Origin of the sequence: Campylobacter concisus (assembly GCF_003049085.1) — a bacterium.
Taxonomy (GTDB): domain Bacteria; phylum Campylobacterota; class Campylobacteria; order Campylobacterales; family Campylobacteraceae; genus Campylobacter_A; species Campylobacter_A concisus_H.
In genome coordinates this window covers 93,278-110,568 of record NZ_PIQX01000003.1, presented here as the reverse complement: position 1 = coordinate 110,568, position 17,291 = coordinate 93,278, and the positions used below count along the sequence as shown (strand labels likewise).

General features: G+C 38.4%; 16 protein-coding genes and 1 pseudogene. 5 read left to right on the top strand and 12 right to left on the bottom strand.

The annotated features are described in order from the left end of the window. Positions 1-74: 74 nt before the first annotated feature. Genes CVT13_RS04485 through pheS form a run of 4 tightly spaced genes read right to left on the bottom strand, consistent with a single transcriptional unit; the run spans position 75 to position 5,491 of the window. Positions 75-899 (bottom strand): 4-hydroxy-3-methylbut-2-enyl diphosphate reductase, encoded by an 825-nt coding sequence (locus CVT13_RS04485; protein ID WP_107811759.1) that lies wholly within the window; start codon positions 897-899, stop codon positions 75-77. Beyond that, positions 889-2,166, bottom strand: coding sequence for a 3-phosphoshikimate 1-carboxyvinyltransferase (gene aroA, locus CVT13_RS04480; RefSeq protein ID WP_107811758.1), 1,278 nt, complete (start codon positions 2,164-2,166; stop codon positions 889-891). Before aroA ends, CVT13_RS04485 begins: the two co-directional genes overlap by 11 nt. Then, on the bottom strand, positions 2,163-4,499 hold the full coding sequence (gene pheT / locus CVT13_RS04475) for a phenylalanine--tRNA ligase subunit beta (protein ID WP_107811757.1): 2,337 nt from the start codon (positions 4,497-4,499) through the stop codon (positions 2,163-2,165). The genes aroA and pheT overlap by 4 nt, the downstream gene beginning before the upstream one ends. Next, positions 4,496-5,491 carry a phenylalanine--tRNA ligase subunit alpha gene (gene pheS / locus CVT13_RS04470; RefSeq protein WP_085657680.1) on the bottom strand — a complete coding sequence of 332 codons (996 nt, stop codon included), beginning with the start codon at positions 5,489-5,491 and terminating at the stop codon, positions 4,496-4,498. The genes pheT and pheS overlap by 4 nt, the downstream gene beginning before the upstream one ends. A gap of 118 nt (positions 5,492-5,609) precedes the next feature. Between pheS and CVT13_RS04465 the strand changes: the two genes are divergently transcribed. After that, positions 5,610-5,963 (top strand): histidine triad nucleotide-binding protein, encoded by a 354-nt coding sequence (locus CVT13_RS04465; RefSeq protein ID WP_021091047.1) that lies wholly within the window; start codon positions 5,610-5,612, stop codon positions 5,961-5,963. 45 nt (positions 5,964-6,008) lie between these two features. Here CVT13_RS04465 and CVT13_RS10645 read toward each other — a convergent pair whose 3' ends face one another. The 3 genes and pseudogenes from CVT13_RS10645 to argH form a co-directional block, all read right to left on the bottom strand. After that, complete coding sequence (locus CVT13_RS10645) at positions 6,009-6,317, bottom strand: CZB domain-containing protein (RefSeq protein ID WP_413784299.1); 309 nt, start codon at positions 6,315-6,317, stop codon at positions 6,009-6,011. Between the two features lie 57 nt (positions 6,318-6,374). After that, positions 6,375-6,680: pseudogene (locus tag CVT13_RS10640) on the bottom strand (methyl-accepting chemotaxis protein); the annotation flags it as partial. Between the two features lie 457 nt (positions 6,681-7,137). Then, complete coding sequence (gene argH, locus CVT13_RS04455; RefSeq protein WP_107811755.1) at positions 7,138-8,538, bottom strand: argininosuccinate lyase; 1,401 nt, start codon at positions 8,536-8,538, stop codon at positions 7,138-7,140. Between the two features lie 205 nt (positions 8,539-8,743). On the opposite strand from argH, the gene CVT13_RS04450 reads away from it, so the two are divergent. Beyond that, positions 8,744-9,133 carry a hypothetical protein gene (locus CVT13_RS04450; RefSeq protein ID WP_107811754.1) on the top strand — a complete coding sequence of 130 codons (390 nt, stop codon included), beginning with the start codon at positions 8,744-8,746 and terminating at the stop codon, positions 9,131-9,133. Positions 9,134-9,135: 2 nt separating this feature from the next. On the opposite strand, the gene CVT13_RS04445 is transcribed toward CVT13_RS04450, so the two are convergent. From CVT13_RS04445 to CVT13_RS04430, 4 genes are read right to left on the bottom strand one after another with little or no spacing between them, the layout of a single operon-like run. Further along, positions 9,136-9,675: an oxidoreductase gene (locus tag CVT13_RS04445; RefSeq protein WP_107811753.1), complete on the bottom strand. Its 540-nt coding sequence runs from the start codon at positions 9,673-9,675 to the stop codon at positions 9,136-9,138. A 3-nt stretch (positions 9,676-9,678) separates the two neighbouring features. Then, entirely contained in the window at positions 9,679-11,856 is a 2,178-nt protein-coding gene (locus CVT13_RS04440) for a heavy metal translocating P-type ATPase (RefSeq protein WP_107811752.1), read from the bottom strand. A 1-nt stretch (position 11,857) separates the two neighbouring features. Then, a complete protein-coding gene (locus CVT13_RS04435; RefSeq protein ID WP_084108716.1) occupies positions 11,858-12,061 on the bottom strand; it encodes a heavy-metal-associated domain-containing protein in 204 nt (67 codons plus the stop codon). Next, positions 12,058-12,612 carry a GNAT family N-acetyltransferase gene (locus CVT13_RS04430; RefSeq protein ID WP_107811751.1) on the bottom strand — a complete coding sequence of 185 codons (555 nt, stop codon included), beginning with the start codon at positions 12,610-12,612 and terminating at the stop codon, positions 12,058-12,060. The genes CVT13_RS04435 and CVT13_RS04430 overlap by 4 nt, the downstream gene beginning before the upstream one ends. A gap of 151 nt (positions 12,613-12,763) precedes the next feature. Between CVT13_RS04430 and CVT13_RS04425 the strand changes: the two genes are divergently transcribed. The 3 genes from CVT13_RS04425 to CVT13_RS04415 are packed head-to-tail and all read left to right on the top strand — an operon-like array spanning position 12,764 to position 15,344. After that, the gene (locus CVT13_RS04425; RefSeq protein WP_021090734.1) at positions 12,764-13,471 is read left to right on the top strand and encodes a YebC/PmpR family DNA-binding transcriptional regulator; all 708 of its coding nucleotides are present in this window, start codon (positions 12,764-12,766) and stop codon (positions 13,469-13,471) included. Between the two features lie 11 nt (positions 13,472-13,482). Then, complete coding sequence (locus tag CVT13_RS04420) at positions 13,483-13,977, top strand: peptidylprolyl isomerase (protein ID WP_107811750.1); 495 nt, start codon at positions 13,483-13,485, stop codon at positions 13,975-13,977. An 11-nt stretch (positions 13,978-13,988) separates the two neighbouring features. Further along, positions 13,989-15,344 carry a cation:dicarboxylate symporter family transporter gene (locus CVT13_RS04415; RefSeq protein ID WP_021090779.1) on the top strand — a complete coding sequence of 452 codons (1,356 nt, stop codon included), beginning with the start codon at positions 13,989-13,991 and terminating at the stop codon, positions 15,342-15,344. 353 nt (positions 15,345-15,697) lie between these two features. Here CVT13_RS04415 and pckA read toward each other — a convergent pair whose 3' ends face one another. After that, entirely contained in the window at positions 15,698-17,272 is a 1,575-nt protein-coding gene (gene pckA, locus CVT13_RS04410; protein WP_199907277.1) for a phosphoenolpyruvate carboxykinase (ATP), read from the bottom strand. Positions 17,273-17,291 lie beyond the last annotated feature (19 nt).

The following is a 17,291-nucleotide window of genomic DNA, read 5'->3' as shown; positions in this document are numbered from 1 at the left end:
CCTTTAAATTTTATTATGCCGGTAGAGGCAAATTGGCTTATTATAGTTAATTGTGGCTTTAGCTAGGATAAATTTTATACTTTTTTGATTCTGTCAACGACTTTTTGTATGATCCAGTCAGGCGTGCTAGCACCCGCACTTATGCCACACAAATTTTTGCCATCAAACCATGATTTTTCAAGCTCTTCTTCGCTTTCTATCAGGTAGCTATCTTCGCAGAAATTTTTAGATATTAGATAGAGTTGTTTTGTATTTGAGCTATTTTTTCCACCAATTATTATCATCACATCGGCTCTTTTTGCCAAATTTTTAGCAGCCTCTTGGTTTTCAAATGTCGCGTTGCAGATAGTGTTAAAAACGCGCACCTCTTTTACATGGAGCATGAGATAGTTTGCGATCTGCATAAATTTCTCAACTTTTCTAGTTGTTTGGCTAACAAGAGCGACCTTTTGCTTGAATTTAATACCCTCTAGTTCGCTCTCTTCAAGCACGACGTAAACATTGCCTTTAGCGTATGACTTCACACCTTTTACCTCGGGGTGGTGCATGTCGCCATAGATCACCACATCATAGCCCTCTTCGCTCATTTTTTCACAAATTTGCTGTGGCTTTGTCACAAACGGACAAGTTGCGTCGATCACTTTTATATCTGTCTTTTTTAGCTCTGCAAGGTCGCTTTTAGTGATGCCATGAGTGCGGATGATCGCCTTTTTCTCATCTTTTAGCTCGTCTATACCCTCAAGTGTTTTTACATTGTAGTTTTTCTCAAGCCTGTTTATCTCTTCGTTATTATGGATGAGTGGCCCAATGGTCGCAGCATCTCCTGCATTTTCAGCAATCTTTATCGCCCTTTTTACACCAAAGCAAAATCCATAACTACTAGCAAGCTCAATCTTCAACTCTAGCTCCCATTTTCTTTAAAATTTCAGCAAAATTTGGAAATGAAGTGGCGATAAATTCGCTCTTTTCTATCTGCATGCCGCACTTTAGTCCAAGCACAGCAAAGCTCATCGCGATCCTGTGATCTCCATGGCTATTGATCGTGGCAAATTTAGCCTCTGAACCATTTATGATAAAGCCATCTTCAAGCTCGCTAGCATCTACACCACACTGCTTTAACGCATTTATCGTGACAGCTATCCTGTCGCTCTCTTTTACGCGAAGCTCTTTTGCATTTGTTAGCTTGCTTTGACCTTTGGCGCAGGCAAATGCGATGGCTAAAGCTGGAGCTTCGTCGATGAGCCATGAGATATTTTCACTAACTTCCACGCCTTTTAAATTTGGTGAGTATTTGACCTCGATATCACCGATATCTTCATATTTGCTTAAAGTTTTGTGAAATTTTATCTCAGCTCCCATTTTTTCTAGAATTTTATAAGCTTCGATGCGAGTTTTATTTAGCAAGATATTTTTTAAAATAATGTGTGAGCCCGGAATGATAAGTGCTGCGACCGCAAAGAAAAATGCAGAACTTGGATCATTTGGCACGTCTATATCAAGTGGCGCAAGTGGGGCTTTCATCGGCTCTAGCGTGATTTCTAGGTCGTCACGCCTTATATCAGCTCCCATGCCAGCAAGCATTCGCTCAGTATGATCTCTGCTTAGCTCTGGCTCACTAAATTTGCAGCCATTTGAGTAAAGAGCCACCAGCAAAAGCGCACTTTTTACCTGAGCTGAGGCGATCTTGCTTTTAAAACTAAATCTTTCAAATTTTATCCCCCTTATACAAAGTGGAGCGTTGTTTGCGTTGTTTGCACCGTCTATCTTTGCACCCATATCGCTTAGAGGTTTTGCTATTCTAGCCATTGGACGTGAGTTTAAATATCTATCACCACTTAGCACGAAAAAGCCATCCTGTGCGGCTAATAGCCCCATAAAAAGCCTCATCGCCGTGCCTGAGTTGCCACACTCCAAAATTTCATTTGGCTCTTTTATCTTTTGTGGCGGAGTGATTATTATCTCAGCGCCGTTATCCTCTACTTTTGCGCCAAGGAGCTTGACTATTTTTAGAGTATTTAGCGTATCGCCTGCTCTTAGGTAGTTTCTAACGCGAGATGGCTTGTCGCTTAAAAGCGAAAAGATCGCACATCTATGCGAGATAGACTTGTCAGCTGCGATGTCATCGATGGTTAAATTTAGACTTTTTTCTAGTGGATAAATTCTCATCTTATTCCGATATTTAGTTTCTCTTTTAGCTCGCTTAAAATTTTATCCATAAGCGCGTTTATATCGTCATCTTCAAGCGTTTTTTCCATATCTTGGAATGTAAATTTAAGGCTAAGGCTAATCGCGCCGTTTAGTTTCGCATCTTTATAGATATCAACCGGCAAGAACTCTTTTAGCTCTTTTAAATTTAGCCCTCTTATGCACTCATAAATTCGTCCAGCCTCGAAATTTTCAGGCACGATGAGGCTAAGATCCCTTGTAGTGCTTTGGAATTTTGAGTAAGGCACTGCTAAGATCGGCTCAAATTTAAGCTTTGCAAAATCAATCTCACAAACATAAGTTTTAGGCAGATCTCTTTTTGCCTCTACTCTTGCATCGACTCTGCCGATATAGCCGATCATTTCGCCATTTTGATAGATATGTGCTTGCTCGTATGGGCTAAGATACGAGATCTCTCGGCAAGGTTTTAGCTCGAATTTGCCTATGACATTTTGCACCATCGCTGCAAATGCGTAGAAATTTGCCTCTTCACCCTTTGCGCCGTTTATAAGTGTTGGCTCTTTTAAAAGTCCAGATACGACAAAGCCTAAATTTAAGCATTGGTTTGCATTTTCGTCAAAAACTTCGCCAAGCTCAAAAAGTCTAACTGAGCGCTTTGAGTTTTTGATATTTTTCTCGCTTGAGCTTAGAAGGTGATTAACAAGTGCTGGTCTAAGCGTATTTAGCTCGTTGTTTATAGGATTTAGTATCTTGATCTTGCAAGGCTTGAAATTTAGCTCACTTAGCTCATCAAGGCTGTCAAATACGTAGTGCACACTTTCAAAAAAGCCATTATCGGCTGCGCGGTGTCTTAAATTTAAAGCATTTTTATAGTCAAAATATGTCTTATTTAGCCTATTTTTCTCATAGAAATTTAGCGGCGTTGAGGCGATATTGTCGATGCCTATTATCCTTACGATCTCCTCGCAGATATCATGCGAATTTACAATATCGTGGCGAAATAACGGCACTTTTACATTAAAGCTCTCTTGCTCGACATTTACCGCGATCTCAAAGCCAAGTTTCTTTAAAATTTTAACGACATCATTTCTAGCAATATCTTGACCGATCATATTTTTAAGCTCACCAAGTGAGATGCTAAGCGTGATAGGCTCGGTGTTTAGAAGTAATTGCTGTGAGCCTGCAAAAAGACTTAGGCTATCTTTAAAGCCAGCTAGCCTTTTAAAAAGATAGTCCGCCCCGTAAGCTAAATTTGGCTCGCTACCACGGCTTGAGCGATAAACTTGATCACCCTTTGGTAAATTTTTATTTTCAAAAATGGCCTTTGAGACAACATCTGGTTTTACGTAGCTAGCCTCTACCAAGATCACCTTTGAGCCTTCATCGACCCTGGCTTCATCGCTTTGGTAAATTCCAGCAACGCCTAAATTTTTATCCTCACAAAAGACCACGCACTCGCCATTTTCGCCATTTTTGATGTCAAAAACTGCTTTTTCGCCCTCGCCCACAAGCTTAGCGTGATCATAAGCTCTAAACAAGACGCCCGTGCAAAATGTCGCGTATTCAAGCAGTCTTTCTACTAAATTTGTCTTTTGACAATCAATTAAAGCTAACCTCATCCTAGTTAATAAATTTTCACTTAATGCATTTTTTAGCTCAAATGCCTTATACAAAAACGAGCCATTTACCTTATCTTCAGTTCGCACAGACGCGATCCTACCGATGCCTAGTAAATTTTCGCTATCTTCATTTTCGTGGCTATCTTTCATACTTAGATCAAGCGCGGTGCAAATTTCTCTTGCGATGCCGTGCAAATTTTGGCAGTCGCCCCTATTTGCTGTGACATCAACCTCGATGATCACATCTTTAAACGCTTCAAATTCGCCAAGACTTCTGCCAAGTTTTAGCTTGCCGATACTCTCATCAAGTGGCAAGATACCGTCATTTATCTTAGGTAGTCCTAGCTCAGTTGAAGAGCAGATCATACCGCATGACTCGATGCCTCTTAACTTTGCCTTTTTGATCTCAAGACCATTTGGCATCGTCGTGCCAATGAGCGCAACTGGCACAAACTGGCCAGCTTCAACGTTTTTAGCCCCACACACGATCTGAAGTGTCTCTCCGCCAACATCGACTTGACAAACGCTTAGTTTATCAGCATCTGGGTGCTTTTCTCTACTTTTTACGTAGCCAACTACGATACTCTTTGGTAAATTTATCTCTTTATAGCTATCAACCTCTAGCCCGATAGAATTTAATGTCTTTGAAAGTGTCTCGCCACTAACGTCGCTAAGGTCAATCCACTCGTTTAACCAATGCTTTGAAATTATCATTTAAACTGCTCCAACAATCTTAAATCTCCCTCAAAAAGCGACCTTAGATCAGGCACTCTATGAAGCAACATCGCAAATCTCTCAACGCCAAGACCAAAGGCGTATCCACTTACATTTTTATAGCCAACTGCCTTAAATACATTTGGATCAACAACGCCGCATCCAAGCACTTCAAGCCAAGTAGTCTGCTTGCAAACCCTGCAGCCCTTGCCATGGCAGAATATACAACTAATATCAACCTCTGCGCTAGGCTCCGTGAATGGAAAGAAACTAGGGCGAAAACGTACTTCAACGTCGCCAAACATGTGCTTTAAAAAGCCCTCAAGCATTGATTTTAAATTTGCAAAGCTAACTTTCTCAGCATCCTCTACCACGAGGCCCTCAACCTGGTGAAACATCGGTGTATGTGTTAAATCCATATCACGTCTAAAGACCGTACCAGGCGCTATCATGCGAATAGGCGGCTTTTGATTTAGCATAGTTCGCACCTGAACTGGACTCGTATGCGTCCTTAAAAGTCTAAAATCATCTAGGTAAAATGTATCTTGCATATCCCTTGCTGGGTGGTATTTTGGTAAATTTAGCGCTTCAAAGTTGTGAAAATCATCTTCTATCAATGGTCCAGTCTCGAGCGAAAAATTTAGAGCCAAAAAGTATTCAATTATCTTATCCATCGTAGCCATCACAGGATGAAGTGCCCCACTAGCAACAGGCTCATTAAATAGCGTGATATCAGCGGCTTCTTTTTTCATCTTGTTATCTATCTCTTGTTCGCTAAGCTCAGCTTTTTTAGCTTCTATTAGCGCGCCAAGTTCATCTCTTTGCTTGTTTAAATTTGCTGCAAATTCCTTTTTCTCATCTTCGCCAAGCTCTTTTAGCTTTGCAAAACCTTGCGCCAAGATGCCCTTTTTGCCAAAAATTTCTACCCTGACTTTTTCCAAATCGTCAAGCGTTGAAATTTCATTTTTGATTTTATTAACGAAATCTTGCAATTTTTTGCCTTTATAAATTTTTGAGTCGATTTTATAGAAAAAGAGTTAAAATCAAGATAAAGAGCACGAAATTTAAGCACACTTTGATATAATTTTGCAAAATTTCAAAGGAGCTAAAATGACCATATTTGAAAAGATCGTAGCTGGTGAAATCCCTTGCAACAAAGTGCTTGAAAGCGAGAAATTTCTAGCTTTTAACGATATAAATCCAAAAGCACCGATCCACATCCTAATCATCCCAAAAAAACACTATAAAAATTTCCAAGAGATGGATCCGGTTTTAATGGGAGAGATGACAAAATTTATCCAAGAAGTGGCGACCTTAATGGGCGTTGATAAGAGCGGATACCGCCTTATAACAAACTGCGGTGAAAACGGCGGTCAAGAAGTTATGCATCTGCATTTTCACCTACTTGGCGGAGCTAAGCTTGGCTGGAGCGAAGGCGTAGCTGATCCACAAAGCACATTTTAATAACTTATAAATTTTAGACTCAAATCTTGAGTCTAAAATTTTATTCTATTTTCTGGCAGCCTTTATAACTTCAAGCAACTCTTCAAAACCTACTTTACTTGAGTTTTCGACATCTTTTAATATTTCAACGCCAGGTAGATTTCCTTTGTCTTTATCAGCAAAAATAACCATCGCTTTTTCTAAGCCATGATGAACATTTTCATGATGAGCTGCGATACTTGAGAGAATTTTGGCATCTTTTACAAGAGTATTTTTCACATCTTTTTCATACCATTTGCTAAATCTACACTCGTGAACATCTTGAATCTTATTAAACTCATTTAAAAGCACGCCTCTATATCCATTTAGCTTCATGTTGATGTGATCTATCTTGCCGTTACTTACATTGACCTCGTTTGTTACGTTTAGGGCTTGATTTAGGATATTTTGCGTATTTGCATTTACACTTGAGATATTTCCTTCAAATCCACCTAAAATTTTCATAGCATTTACAGAAATTTTTGAGAAATTCTCGCTCATTTCGATCATTGTATTCGCACTTTGCTTAAGTCCATTTATATTTACTTCAACCTCAAGTGTCGCCTTTTGCGTGCGCTCAGCAAGCTTTCTAACCTCATCTGCCACGACAGCAAAACCTCGTCCATGCTCACCAGCACGGGCCGCCTCGATAGCAGCATTTAGAGCTAGCAAATTTGTCTGATCTGAGATGTCTTTAATTAGATTTATAATCTCAACAATCGAATTTACGCTTCCATCAAGTGAAGATGCGTCATTTGAAAGGTCATTACTCATCTGGCTTACTTGCTCAATCGAGTTTAAAATTTCAGCCGTTTGCGACTTGAGTTCGCCTGTCTCTTTGAAAGTTTTTTCATTTAGTCCATTTATACTTTCAAGCATTTTTAGATTTTCTTCCATTATTAATTGCAAGAAATTTATACCATCTTGATAACTTGAAAGCAATAAATTTACAGCCTCTTGCTTATCCTTAGCTTGCTCTTTTGGCTCACAAGTTTTAACGTTTTTTAGCTCATTTTTAAGTGCTAAAATTTCAGTCTTTAAAGCTTCATTTTCTCTTTCTAAAGCTTCATTTTTACTACCAAGCTCTTTGCTTTTGCTGTCAAAAAACATTTTTCATCCTTTAAAATTTGTAGATTTTGCGTAATTATAACTCTTTTTACTTAAGCCAGTCGTCTAAAATTTGAATTTGCTCTTCAACGCTTTTATTTGCCGTGCCACCTTTTGAAGTGCGGGTCTCTTTTGAAGCGTGCAGATCTAGAAATTTGATGGCATTTTCATCTAAATTTTCATCGACACTTTTTAGCTGCTCTTTGTTTAGCTCGCTTAGATCAAGTCCCAAGCTTTCAGCCTTTGCCACAGCCTTGCCGGTGATAAAATGCGCCGTTCTAAATGGGATATTTTTCTCACGCACTAGGTAGTCCGCTAGATCAGTGGCGCTTAGATGACCTGTTTTTGTCGCTTTTAGCATATTTTTTTCATTAAATTTAGCCGTTTTTATCATCTCATTTAGGATGGTAGCCGAGCTTAAAATGGTCGAAACACTATCAAAAACGCCCTCTTTATCTTCTTGCATATCTTTGTTGTAAGCAAGTGGCAAGCCTTTCATCGTAGTTAGTAGCGCTACTAAATTTCCATTTACACGCCCAGTTTTGCCGCGTATGAGCTCAGCGACATCTGGATTTTTCTTTTGAGGCATGATAGAGCTGCCCGTGCTATAAGCGTCACTGATGCTTACAAAGCCAAATTCTTGTGAGCTCCAAAGTATAAGCTCCTCGCAAAGCCTAGAAGCGTGCGTCATAAAAACGCTAATGTTAAATAAAATCTCAAGCGCAAAATCACGGTCGCTCACGCTATCCATCGCATTTCGCGTGCAACCTGCGAAGCCAAGCTCACTTGCAACGATAGTTCTATCTATCTTATGAGGAGTGCCTGCAAGGGCTGCTGAACCAAGCGGACTTAGGTTGTTTCGTTCATATGAGCTAACAAAACGCTCGAAATCTCTTTTAAACATAAATGCATATGCTAGCAAGTGATAGCTAAGGCTTACTGGCTGAGCGTGTTGAAGATGTGTGTAGCCTGGCATTAGCGTATCTTTGTGGTTTTTTGCCAAATTTGTAAGCGTGGCGATGAGCTCTTTTATACATGAAGAAATTTCTAAATTTTTCTTCAATACGTAAAATTTAAAATCAAGCGCAACTTGGTCATTTCTACTTCTAGCTGTGTGCAGTCTACCTCCAAGCTCGGCGCCGATGATCTGGCTAAGGCGCTTCTCAACTGCCATATGTATATCTTCATCTTCTATCTTAAAAGCAAATTTACCAGCTCTCATCTCAGCCAAAACCTCATCAAGCCCTTTTATGATCGCCTCTGACTCATCTTTTTTCAAAATTCCGCAAATTCCTAGCATTTTAGCGTGCGCTTTACTGCCAGCGATATCCTCTTCAAAAAGATTTTTATCAAAATTTATAGAAGCATTAAATTCCTCAAGTAGCTTCGAGCTAGCCTCGCTAAATCTACCCTCCCACATCTTTTTGTGTGCGTTTTTCTCTTCTTTCATAGCTTTGCCTTTAATTAGTTTTGCGTGATTTTAACAAAATAGCACTTAACTGGGTATTTTAACTATAAAGTTGCAAAAAAAGTTATAAATATAATTTATCTTTAAGGATATGGAAATATAATTCAAAATATAACTTTTTAAAAACTATTTTAATTTTCTATTGAGATAGTTTAAAATAAAAATAATCTATAAGAGGAAGGATGGTATGCAAATAGACGCGAATATGAACTCAAATATTTTCTATCATGATGGCTATACATCTATCTCTTCAAATAGCTCAAAAACAAGCATGCTAGTATCTTCTGGCTATGACAAGAAAGATATTGTTAGAAGCAATGAAGTACATGCAGAACAAAGAGAAGATGCTAAAATTTCTCCTATAATTATTAATAAAGCGAGTGCTATACAGTTACAAAAGGACTTAGAAAAATTACAAGATCAAAAACTAGATATTTCACATAAAATTTCAAGCATCCAAAGCCTAAAAGATCGCAATTCTATGCAAATGCTTCATTACTTAAATTTAGAGCAGTCAGCCATTCAAAATAACATTTTAAGCATTAAAACTCAAATGATAGAAATGGCACAGGCTTAAAACTAAGCCTTACCAATAATAGTTTCTAAAACTAGGCAAAAATCCTCTAAAAAATATCCCATTGATTTATAAAAATTGCTAGTTGCGTCTTTTTGGATATCTCTTGAAAGCTGTTTAGCATAAGGCAAGAAAAATGAGACACTAAAAGCTGCAAGAAGTCTCATAGACTCCTTAGATGCTTTGCTTTTTAAAATATTTGCTATTAAAATTAGCTGATTTGAGATGCTATCAACCTCGCCCATTTTTGGCTGAAAATTTATAGCCTTATAAAATTGAGCTAGATCATCTTTTGCAGAAGAAAAATAGTAACTTGCCTCAAATTTTGACTTTAAAATGACAAGATCGTCACATAAAACAGCACTACTTTCATCTTTGATAAATTTTGTATAAAGCTCATTGCCTTTTTTATTTGCTTCGCTATTTGTCTGCGTTATCCACGCATTTGTCTTTTTGATACGCATAAAAGATGAAACATCTAAAATGCCACTAAAATTTGTAGCAAGCGCAGCCGCTACAACACTATAAAGTTCTCCAAGTTTCAAATTTTAATCCTTAAGTCGTAGATATCTAAGTCTAAGTGCATTTAAAACGACAGTAACAGAGCTAAGACACATCGCCATTGAGCCATAAACTGGGCTTAAAAGTAGTCCAAAGACCGGGTAAAGCACACCAGCAGCTACTGGGATACAAATCGCGTTATACATAAACGCCCAAAATAAATTTTCTTTTATGTTTGCCATAGTAGCATTTGCCAGTCTAACTAGCCCACTCACGCCACGCAAATCATTTTTAACAAGCACGATATCTCCGGCACCTTTTGCTATATCTGAGCCTGAGTTCATAGCGATGCCAACACTTGCTTCTTTAAGCGATGGTGAGTCGTTTACGCCATCTCCAACAAAGATAACGCCACCGTGGCTTGCAAGCTCTTTTATCTCATTAAATTTATCTTCAGGCAACATATTTGCGTGATATTTGCTTACATTTAGCTTCTTAGCGATGCTTGCAACTACTTTCTCATCATCGCCTGAGAGGATCACACTTTGTAAATTTAGACTTGTAAGCTCGTTTATAACATCGCTCGCTTCATCTTTTAGCTCATCACTAAGCGTTAAAAAACCAACAAATTTTTTATTTATAGCACAAAGTATGATGCCACTTCCATCATTTGTAGCCTCTTTTATAGCTTTACTTTCATCCGAATTTAAACTCACTTCATTTGCCAAAAGCAGCTTTTCGTTTCCGATTATTATCTGATTATTCTCATCTTCATAGAAGATGCCTTGCCCGACAACATTTTGAAATTTTCCATTTAGCTTTTGTAAATCTATACATTTTTGCTTTGCATATCTAACGATAGCTTTTGAGATGAGATGCTCACTTAAATTTTCAGCAGAAGCGATAAGAGCTAAATCTTGCTCACTTAAATTTGAGCTTTTGACGCTGATTTGCCCTTTGCTAAGCGTACCAGTTTTGTCAAATGCTACAAATTTAGCATCTTTTATTAGCTCTAAAACTTCTGGATTTTTTACTAAAATTCCAGCTTTTGCACCACGTGCAAGCGAGCTTACTATTGCTATTGGTGTAGCAAGTCCAAGAGCACATGGGCATGAGATTATTAAAACGCAGATCGCACAAGAGATCGCATAAGCAAAATTTCCACCAAAAATGATCCAAGCTAAAAACGTAAGCACTGATATCGCTACAACGCTTGGCACAAAGATATTTGCTATCTTATCAGCGAGCCTGCCTATTGGCATCTTTTTCGTACTAGCGTCATTTAGTAAGCTTAAAATTTGAGACAACAAGCTTTCAAACGAGCTTTTTGTCATCTTGACACTTATGTAGCCATTTGTATTTAATGTACCTGCAAATACATTGTCGCCTACCTCTTTATAAACTGGCAAACTCTCGCCTGTTAGCATCGAAGCATCGATTTCAGCTCCGCCTTGGACTATCACACCGTCACATGGAACATTGTAGCCATTCTTTACAACGACGATATCTCCTATTTTTAGCTCATTTACTGGCACTTCTTTACTTCTTCCATCTGGCATAAGTAAAAATGCGGTTTTTGGAGAAATTTTAAGTAGTCTCTTTAGATAATCACCTGCTTTTGCCTTCGAACGCTCTTCAAGATACTTGCCAAGAAGCACAAAAGCTATTATCATCGCCACACCTGAAACATAGATATTTTTTAGATCATTTGGTAGAAATTTTTCAAAAAGCACTACAAAAAGCGAGTATAAAAACGCGCTACCACTTCCAAGAGCGACAAGCACATTCATATCGTAATTTCTATTTTTTACCGCTTCGTAGGCATGAGTAAAAAAGCCTTTGCCACTAAAAATAAGAACTAAAAATGCCAAAGCTAGCATAGCTAAATTTACTAGCATGCTGTGAGGCGCGAACATCTCAAGTGCCATTATTACGATACTTGCAATAAATGCAAATATAAATTTATTTCTAATATTTCTAATGTGAGCTTTTCTTTTTGCTTCAAACTCATCAATATCAGTTGCTACAAAGTAGCCAAGCTTCTTTATCTTTTGCTCTAAAATTTCACGCACACTAGCATCTTTTAGGATAAACTCGCCGCTTGCGTTTGCAAAATTTACATTTGCTTCAAGTACTCCATCTATCTTTTTAGAAACCTTCTCGATAGCATTTGAGCAGTTTACGCAGCTCATTCCCGCTATATTTAGTTTGACTTTTAAAGACATATCAGAGCTCTTTTATTATGTCAAATCCCAAATCAGCCATTTCAGACTTAAATTTCTCAACATCGCTATCTTTTATATCAAGACTAACTTGCCTTGGCTCTTTGCTAAGATCAACTTCTATCTTGCCAAAGTCATCTTCGAGTGCGTTTTTTATAGTGTTTGCGCAGTTTTGGCAGTGGATATTGTTTGCTTCAAATGTTTTCATATTATCTCCTTTATCATATGGTCGTATTCATGTAAATTTACAATTTTCTTGACATTAAATTTAAAACCCAAACTCTCGTAAAATTTACGAACTTTTGGCTTATTTGTATCTACTATTAATGAAACCTTTTTATGCCCTAGCTCTTTTGCCTTGACAAATGAATGCCTTATGAGCTCTTTTGCAAGCCCTTGGCCTCTAAAGTTTTCATCAACAGCGATACTATCTATATAAAACTCATCGTCAAAACACTCTTTTTCTACCTTGTCATCTTTGCCAAGAGCCTTTAAATGTTGTGAAATTTCTCTATCAAGCATTGCCGCGTCGCCACCAAAATATACACACATAGCAGCGATAATTTCCTCGTTATTTTTATAAACAAAGACATTTTTATAGCTTAGTCTATTTGTCTCACTTTTGAAAAAAATTTCTAAAATTTCATCACTTTTAATAGGATCATCGTAGCCACTTAGCTTGTAGGCGATATCCTCCATTGCTAGATTTAGTAGCTTTATGCAGCTTTTTGCATCTTGTTTTTGAGCATTTTTTATCATGGCATGATTATATGCCTTTAGCTTAAATTTTTACCAAATATCAACCTACGATTTACAAACCAATAATCCCCAATAGGCAAAGTAAAAATGTTTTAAAAAAGTATAAAATTTTTTTAGTTATAATCCGTAAAAAATTTATTTAAGGATATTTATGGGACGAGCATTTGAGTACCGAAGAGCGGCAAAAGAAGCTAGATGGGATAAGATGAGCAAGGTATTTCCAAAACTTGCAAAAGCTATAACAGTAGCCGCAAAAGATGGTGGTTGTGATCCAGATATGAACCCTAAACTTCGTGCAGCTATCGCAGCAGCAAAAGCTGAAAATATGCCAAAAGACAACATCGATGCAGCTATAAAAAGAGCAAATGGCAAAGATAGCGCCGATATTAAGACTATTTTTTATGACGGCAAAGCAGCTCACGGCGTGCAAATCATCGTTGAGTGTGCGACTGACAATCCAACAAGAACGGTTGCCAATGTTAAAGCGATATTTAGCAAAAATGGTGGAGAAATTTTGCCAAGTGGTAGCCTTAGCTTTATGTTTACAAGAAAGAGCGTTTTTGAGCTTGAAAAGCCAAGCGCAGACATTGAAGAGATCGAGCTTGAGCTGATAGACTATGGTCTAAGCGATATCGAGGCTGACGATGAGACGCTATTTGTTTATGGTGATTATGCAAATTTTGGTACACTTCATGAAGGTATCGAAAAGCTAAATTTAGTAGTTAAAAAAGCTTCACTTCAATACTTACCAAATCAAACTGTGAATCTAAGCGAAGAGCAAATGCTTGAGGTTGAGAGGCTTCTTGATAAGCTAGAAGACGATGATGACGTTCAAGCAGTTTATACAAATATCGAATAAAAAGGAAATACATGCGTTTTGATGAATTAAAAGTTTATGACATAAATTTAGACGAGCTTAAAAAAGATAAATTTGCAGTTTTAGAGACAGACAAAGGCGAGATCAGACTTGAACTTTTTGCGGAAGAAGCTCCACAAGCTGTCGCAAATTTTGTCCATTTGATAAAATCAGGCTTTTATAATGGTCTAAGTTTTCACAGAGTTATACCAAATTTTGTCATCCAAGGCGGTTGCCCAAATGGCACAGGTACAGGCGGTCCTGGCTGGAGAATAAAATGCGAATGCGATAAGCAAAAGGTAAAACATGAGCGCGGTAGCCTTAGCATGGCTCATGCAGGACGCGATACTGGCGGATCGCAGTTTTTCATCTGTCATAGCAAACAGCCTCATCTTGATGGCGTGCATACAGTCTTTGGAAAATGCGTTGATGAAGAGAGCCTAAAGGTGCTTGACGCTATAAGACAAGGCGATAAGATCATCTCTGCTAAGATCAGAGAAAGCCTATAAAGGGGAAATTTATGAATAATACTAAAAAGCAAGGAAATCTTGCTGTAAGATTATTTACCAATCTTGCCTTTTGGGTTGTGATCGGTATTGTTGGTGGCGTTATCGTTGGCATGGTCGCACCTGAGCTTGGTATAGCAAGCAAGCCAGGCATTGATTATTTTATAAAAGCACTTAAAATTTTAATCGGCCCTATTATCTTTTTAACGATCGTTTCAGGCATCGTTGGACTTGAGAGTCTAAAAGATCTTGGGTCTATTGGATTAAAGGCATTTATCTATTTTGAGATAGTTAGCACACTTGCGCTTGCTGTTGGTATCATATTTGGCGAGACACTTCGTCCAGGACATGGCATGAATCTTGACTACACTCAGCTTGATGCCTCAAGCGTAGCTAAATTTACATCTCAGGCTGCAAATATGGACGCAAATAGCGGATTTGTAGCACATACACTTCATCTTTTAAGAGGTGCTGTGCCAGTAGATGACATTTTTCCTTACGTGCATATACTTGATCCATTTATAAAATCAAACACACTTCAAGTACTTTTCATGGCTATTATCGTTGCCATCGTACTTTCGCTGCTAGCTCATGATAAAAAACAAGCTTGCCTAAAGCCACTTGAATTTATTCAGCACTATGTCTTAAAACTTCTTAGCTGGCTTATGCTCTTTAGCCCAGTGGCTGCATTTTCGGCTATGGCTTATCTAATCGGCAAATTTGGTATCGGAACGCTTCTTGGCATGATGGAACTTTTGGTTGTTATGGCACTTGCAAGCTGCTTTTTCATATTTGTCGTGCTTGGCGTTATCTGCTATTTTGCAAAAATCAATGTCTTTAAATTTATGCGTTTTATCTCAAAAGAGGTATTGGTAGTCTTTGCGACAAGCTCGAGCGAAACAGCTCTTGCGCCACTTATGCAAAAGCTAGAATCAGCTGGTATAAATAGAGGCGCTGTTGGACTTATCATTCCAACTGGCTACTCATTTAACCTTGACTGCACAAACATCTATCTAAGTCTAAGCGTCATTTTCTTAGCTCAAGCATTTAATATACCGCTAAGTTTTGAGCATCTAATAAGTATACTAATCGTACTAATGATCACAAGCAAAGGCGCTGTTGGCGTGACAGGATCAGGCTTTGTCGTCCTTGCTGGAACACTAAGCGCACTTCCAAGCACTGGAATACCAGTCGTCACCGTAGCCGTGCTACTTGGCGTTGATAAATTTATGTCAGAAATGCGTGCTGTTGGTAATCTCTGCGGTAATGCCGTTGGCTGCATGATAGTTTCTATCTGGGATAAAAAAGTCGATATGGATAAATTTAGATATGCGCTAGATCATCCAGAGGAATTTCACTTTCACTCATAATATAACTTTATAACCATAAGGGCAACTTTGCCCTTATTTTTTATTTTACCCTAAATTTATGCGATCTATCTCCTTCTCAAACCTATAAAAATTTTTAGAAAACAACACAATAAACAATATTTGATAACTGGTTCAAGCACAAAAAGAAAAACTAAGGGCTAATTGTAATAGGAAAATTTTATTAGTAACTCATATATTTGGCAATACCCAATATTTTGTTACTTACTAGAATAAATTTACAAATGTAACACTTGAGATTGGAATTTAGGAAATAGATACTTTAAATTTAGTCATATCAAAAATATCAACTAAAAAGACTAGCCTTGCAAGCTCTTTGCAAGGCTCTATATAAATTAAGCTTTTGGACCAGCTTTAGCGTATTCAACGCCCTCTTTTACATCTTCATAACGCTTGAAATTTTCAACAAACATTTTAGCTAGCTTATCACGTGAAGCGTTATACTCAGCCGGATTTGTCCATGTGTTTATAGGGTTTAGCAGTTTTGTCTCGACGCCATCAAGCTCTTTTGGGATAGCGAAGTTAAATTTATCAAAATTTTCAAATTCGCATTTTGTGATGCTGCCATCAAGGATCGCATTTATGCAAGCACGAGTTGCTTTTATGCTCATACGCTTGCCAACGCCGTAAGCACCGCCACTCCAGCCTGTATTTACAAGATAGACATTAACGCCGTGTTTATCGATCTTCTCGCCTAGTAGTTTTGCATAGACAGTTGGGTGAAGCGGCATAAATGGCTCGCCAAAGCAAGCGCTAAAAGTAGCAACAGGCTCAGTTATACCGCGCTCTGTGCCAGCAACTTTTGCTGTGTAGCCACTTAAGAAATAATACATCGCCTGCTCTTTTGTCAGCTTTGCAACTGGAGGAAGCACGCCAAAAGCGTCAGCACTTAAAAAGATGATGTTTTTTGGATGGCCAGCGCTTGAGCTTGGCTCGTAGTTGTCGATGTGATAGATCGGATAGCTCACGCGTGTGTTTTCAGTCTTTGAGCCATCTTTGTAATCAACCACGCCCTTTTCGTCAGCCACGACGTTTTCAAGTAGCGCATCACGCCTAATCGCTGCGTAAATTTCTGGCTCGCTGCTTGGATCAAGGTTGATACATTTTGCGTAGCAGCCGCCCTCAAAATTAAACACGCCATCATCGTCCCAGCCGTGCTCATCATCACCTATTAACTTGCGTTTTGGATCAGTTGAAAGTGTCGTTTTACCAGTGCCAGATAGACCAAAAAATAGTGCTGTATCGCCCTTCTCGCCTACGTTTGCAGAGCAGTGCATACTTAGCTTTCCTTCAAGTGGCAACCAGTAGTTCATCATAGAAAAAATGCCCTTTTTCATCTCGCCGCCGTACCATGTGCCACCGATCACTGCAACATTTTCCTCGACATTAAAGATAACAAAGACATCTGAGTGTAGCCCATCAGCCTTGTAGTCCTCATTTTTTGTCTTACAAGCGTTATATACTACAAAATCAGGCTCAAATTTAGCTAGCTCCGCTTCACTTGGACGAATGAACATATTTTTTACAAAGTGCGCTTGCCACGCTACTTCGGTGACAAAACGGACTGATTTTTGGCTCTTTTTGCTAGCTCCACAAAATGCATCTTGGATAAAAATTTCTTTACCGCTTAGCTGCTCTTTTGCTTTTTTAAGAAGCTTATCAAAAAGCTCTTTTGTGATAGGCTGATTTATCTTGCCCCAAGCGATATATTTTTGGCTTGGATCTTGCTTGACAAAGTACTTATCTTTTGGGCTTCTTCCAGTAAAAATTCCCGTATCTACCATAAACGTGCCGTTGCTTGAAACCCTGCCCTCGTTATTTGCCTTTTCAAGCTCAAAAAGCTCGTCGTAGCTTAGATTGTGATTTATCTTTTTGATCTCTTTTAGACCTAGCTCGTCTAATTTATTTATCATGTTGTTTCCTTTAAAA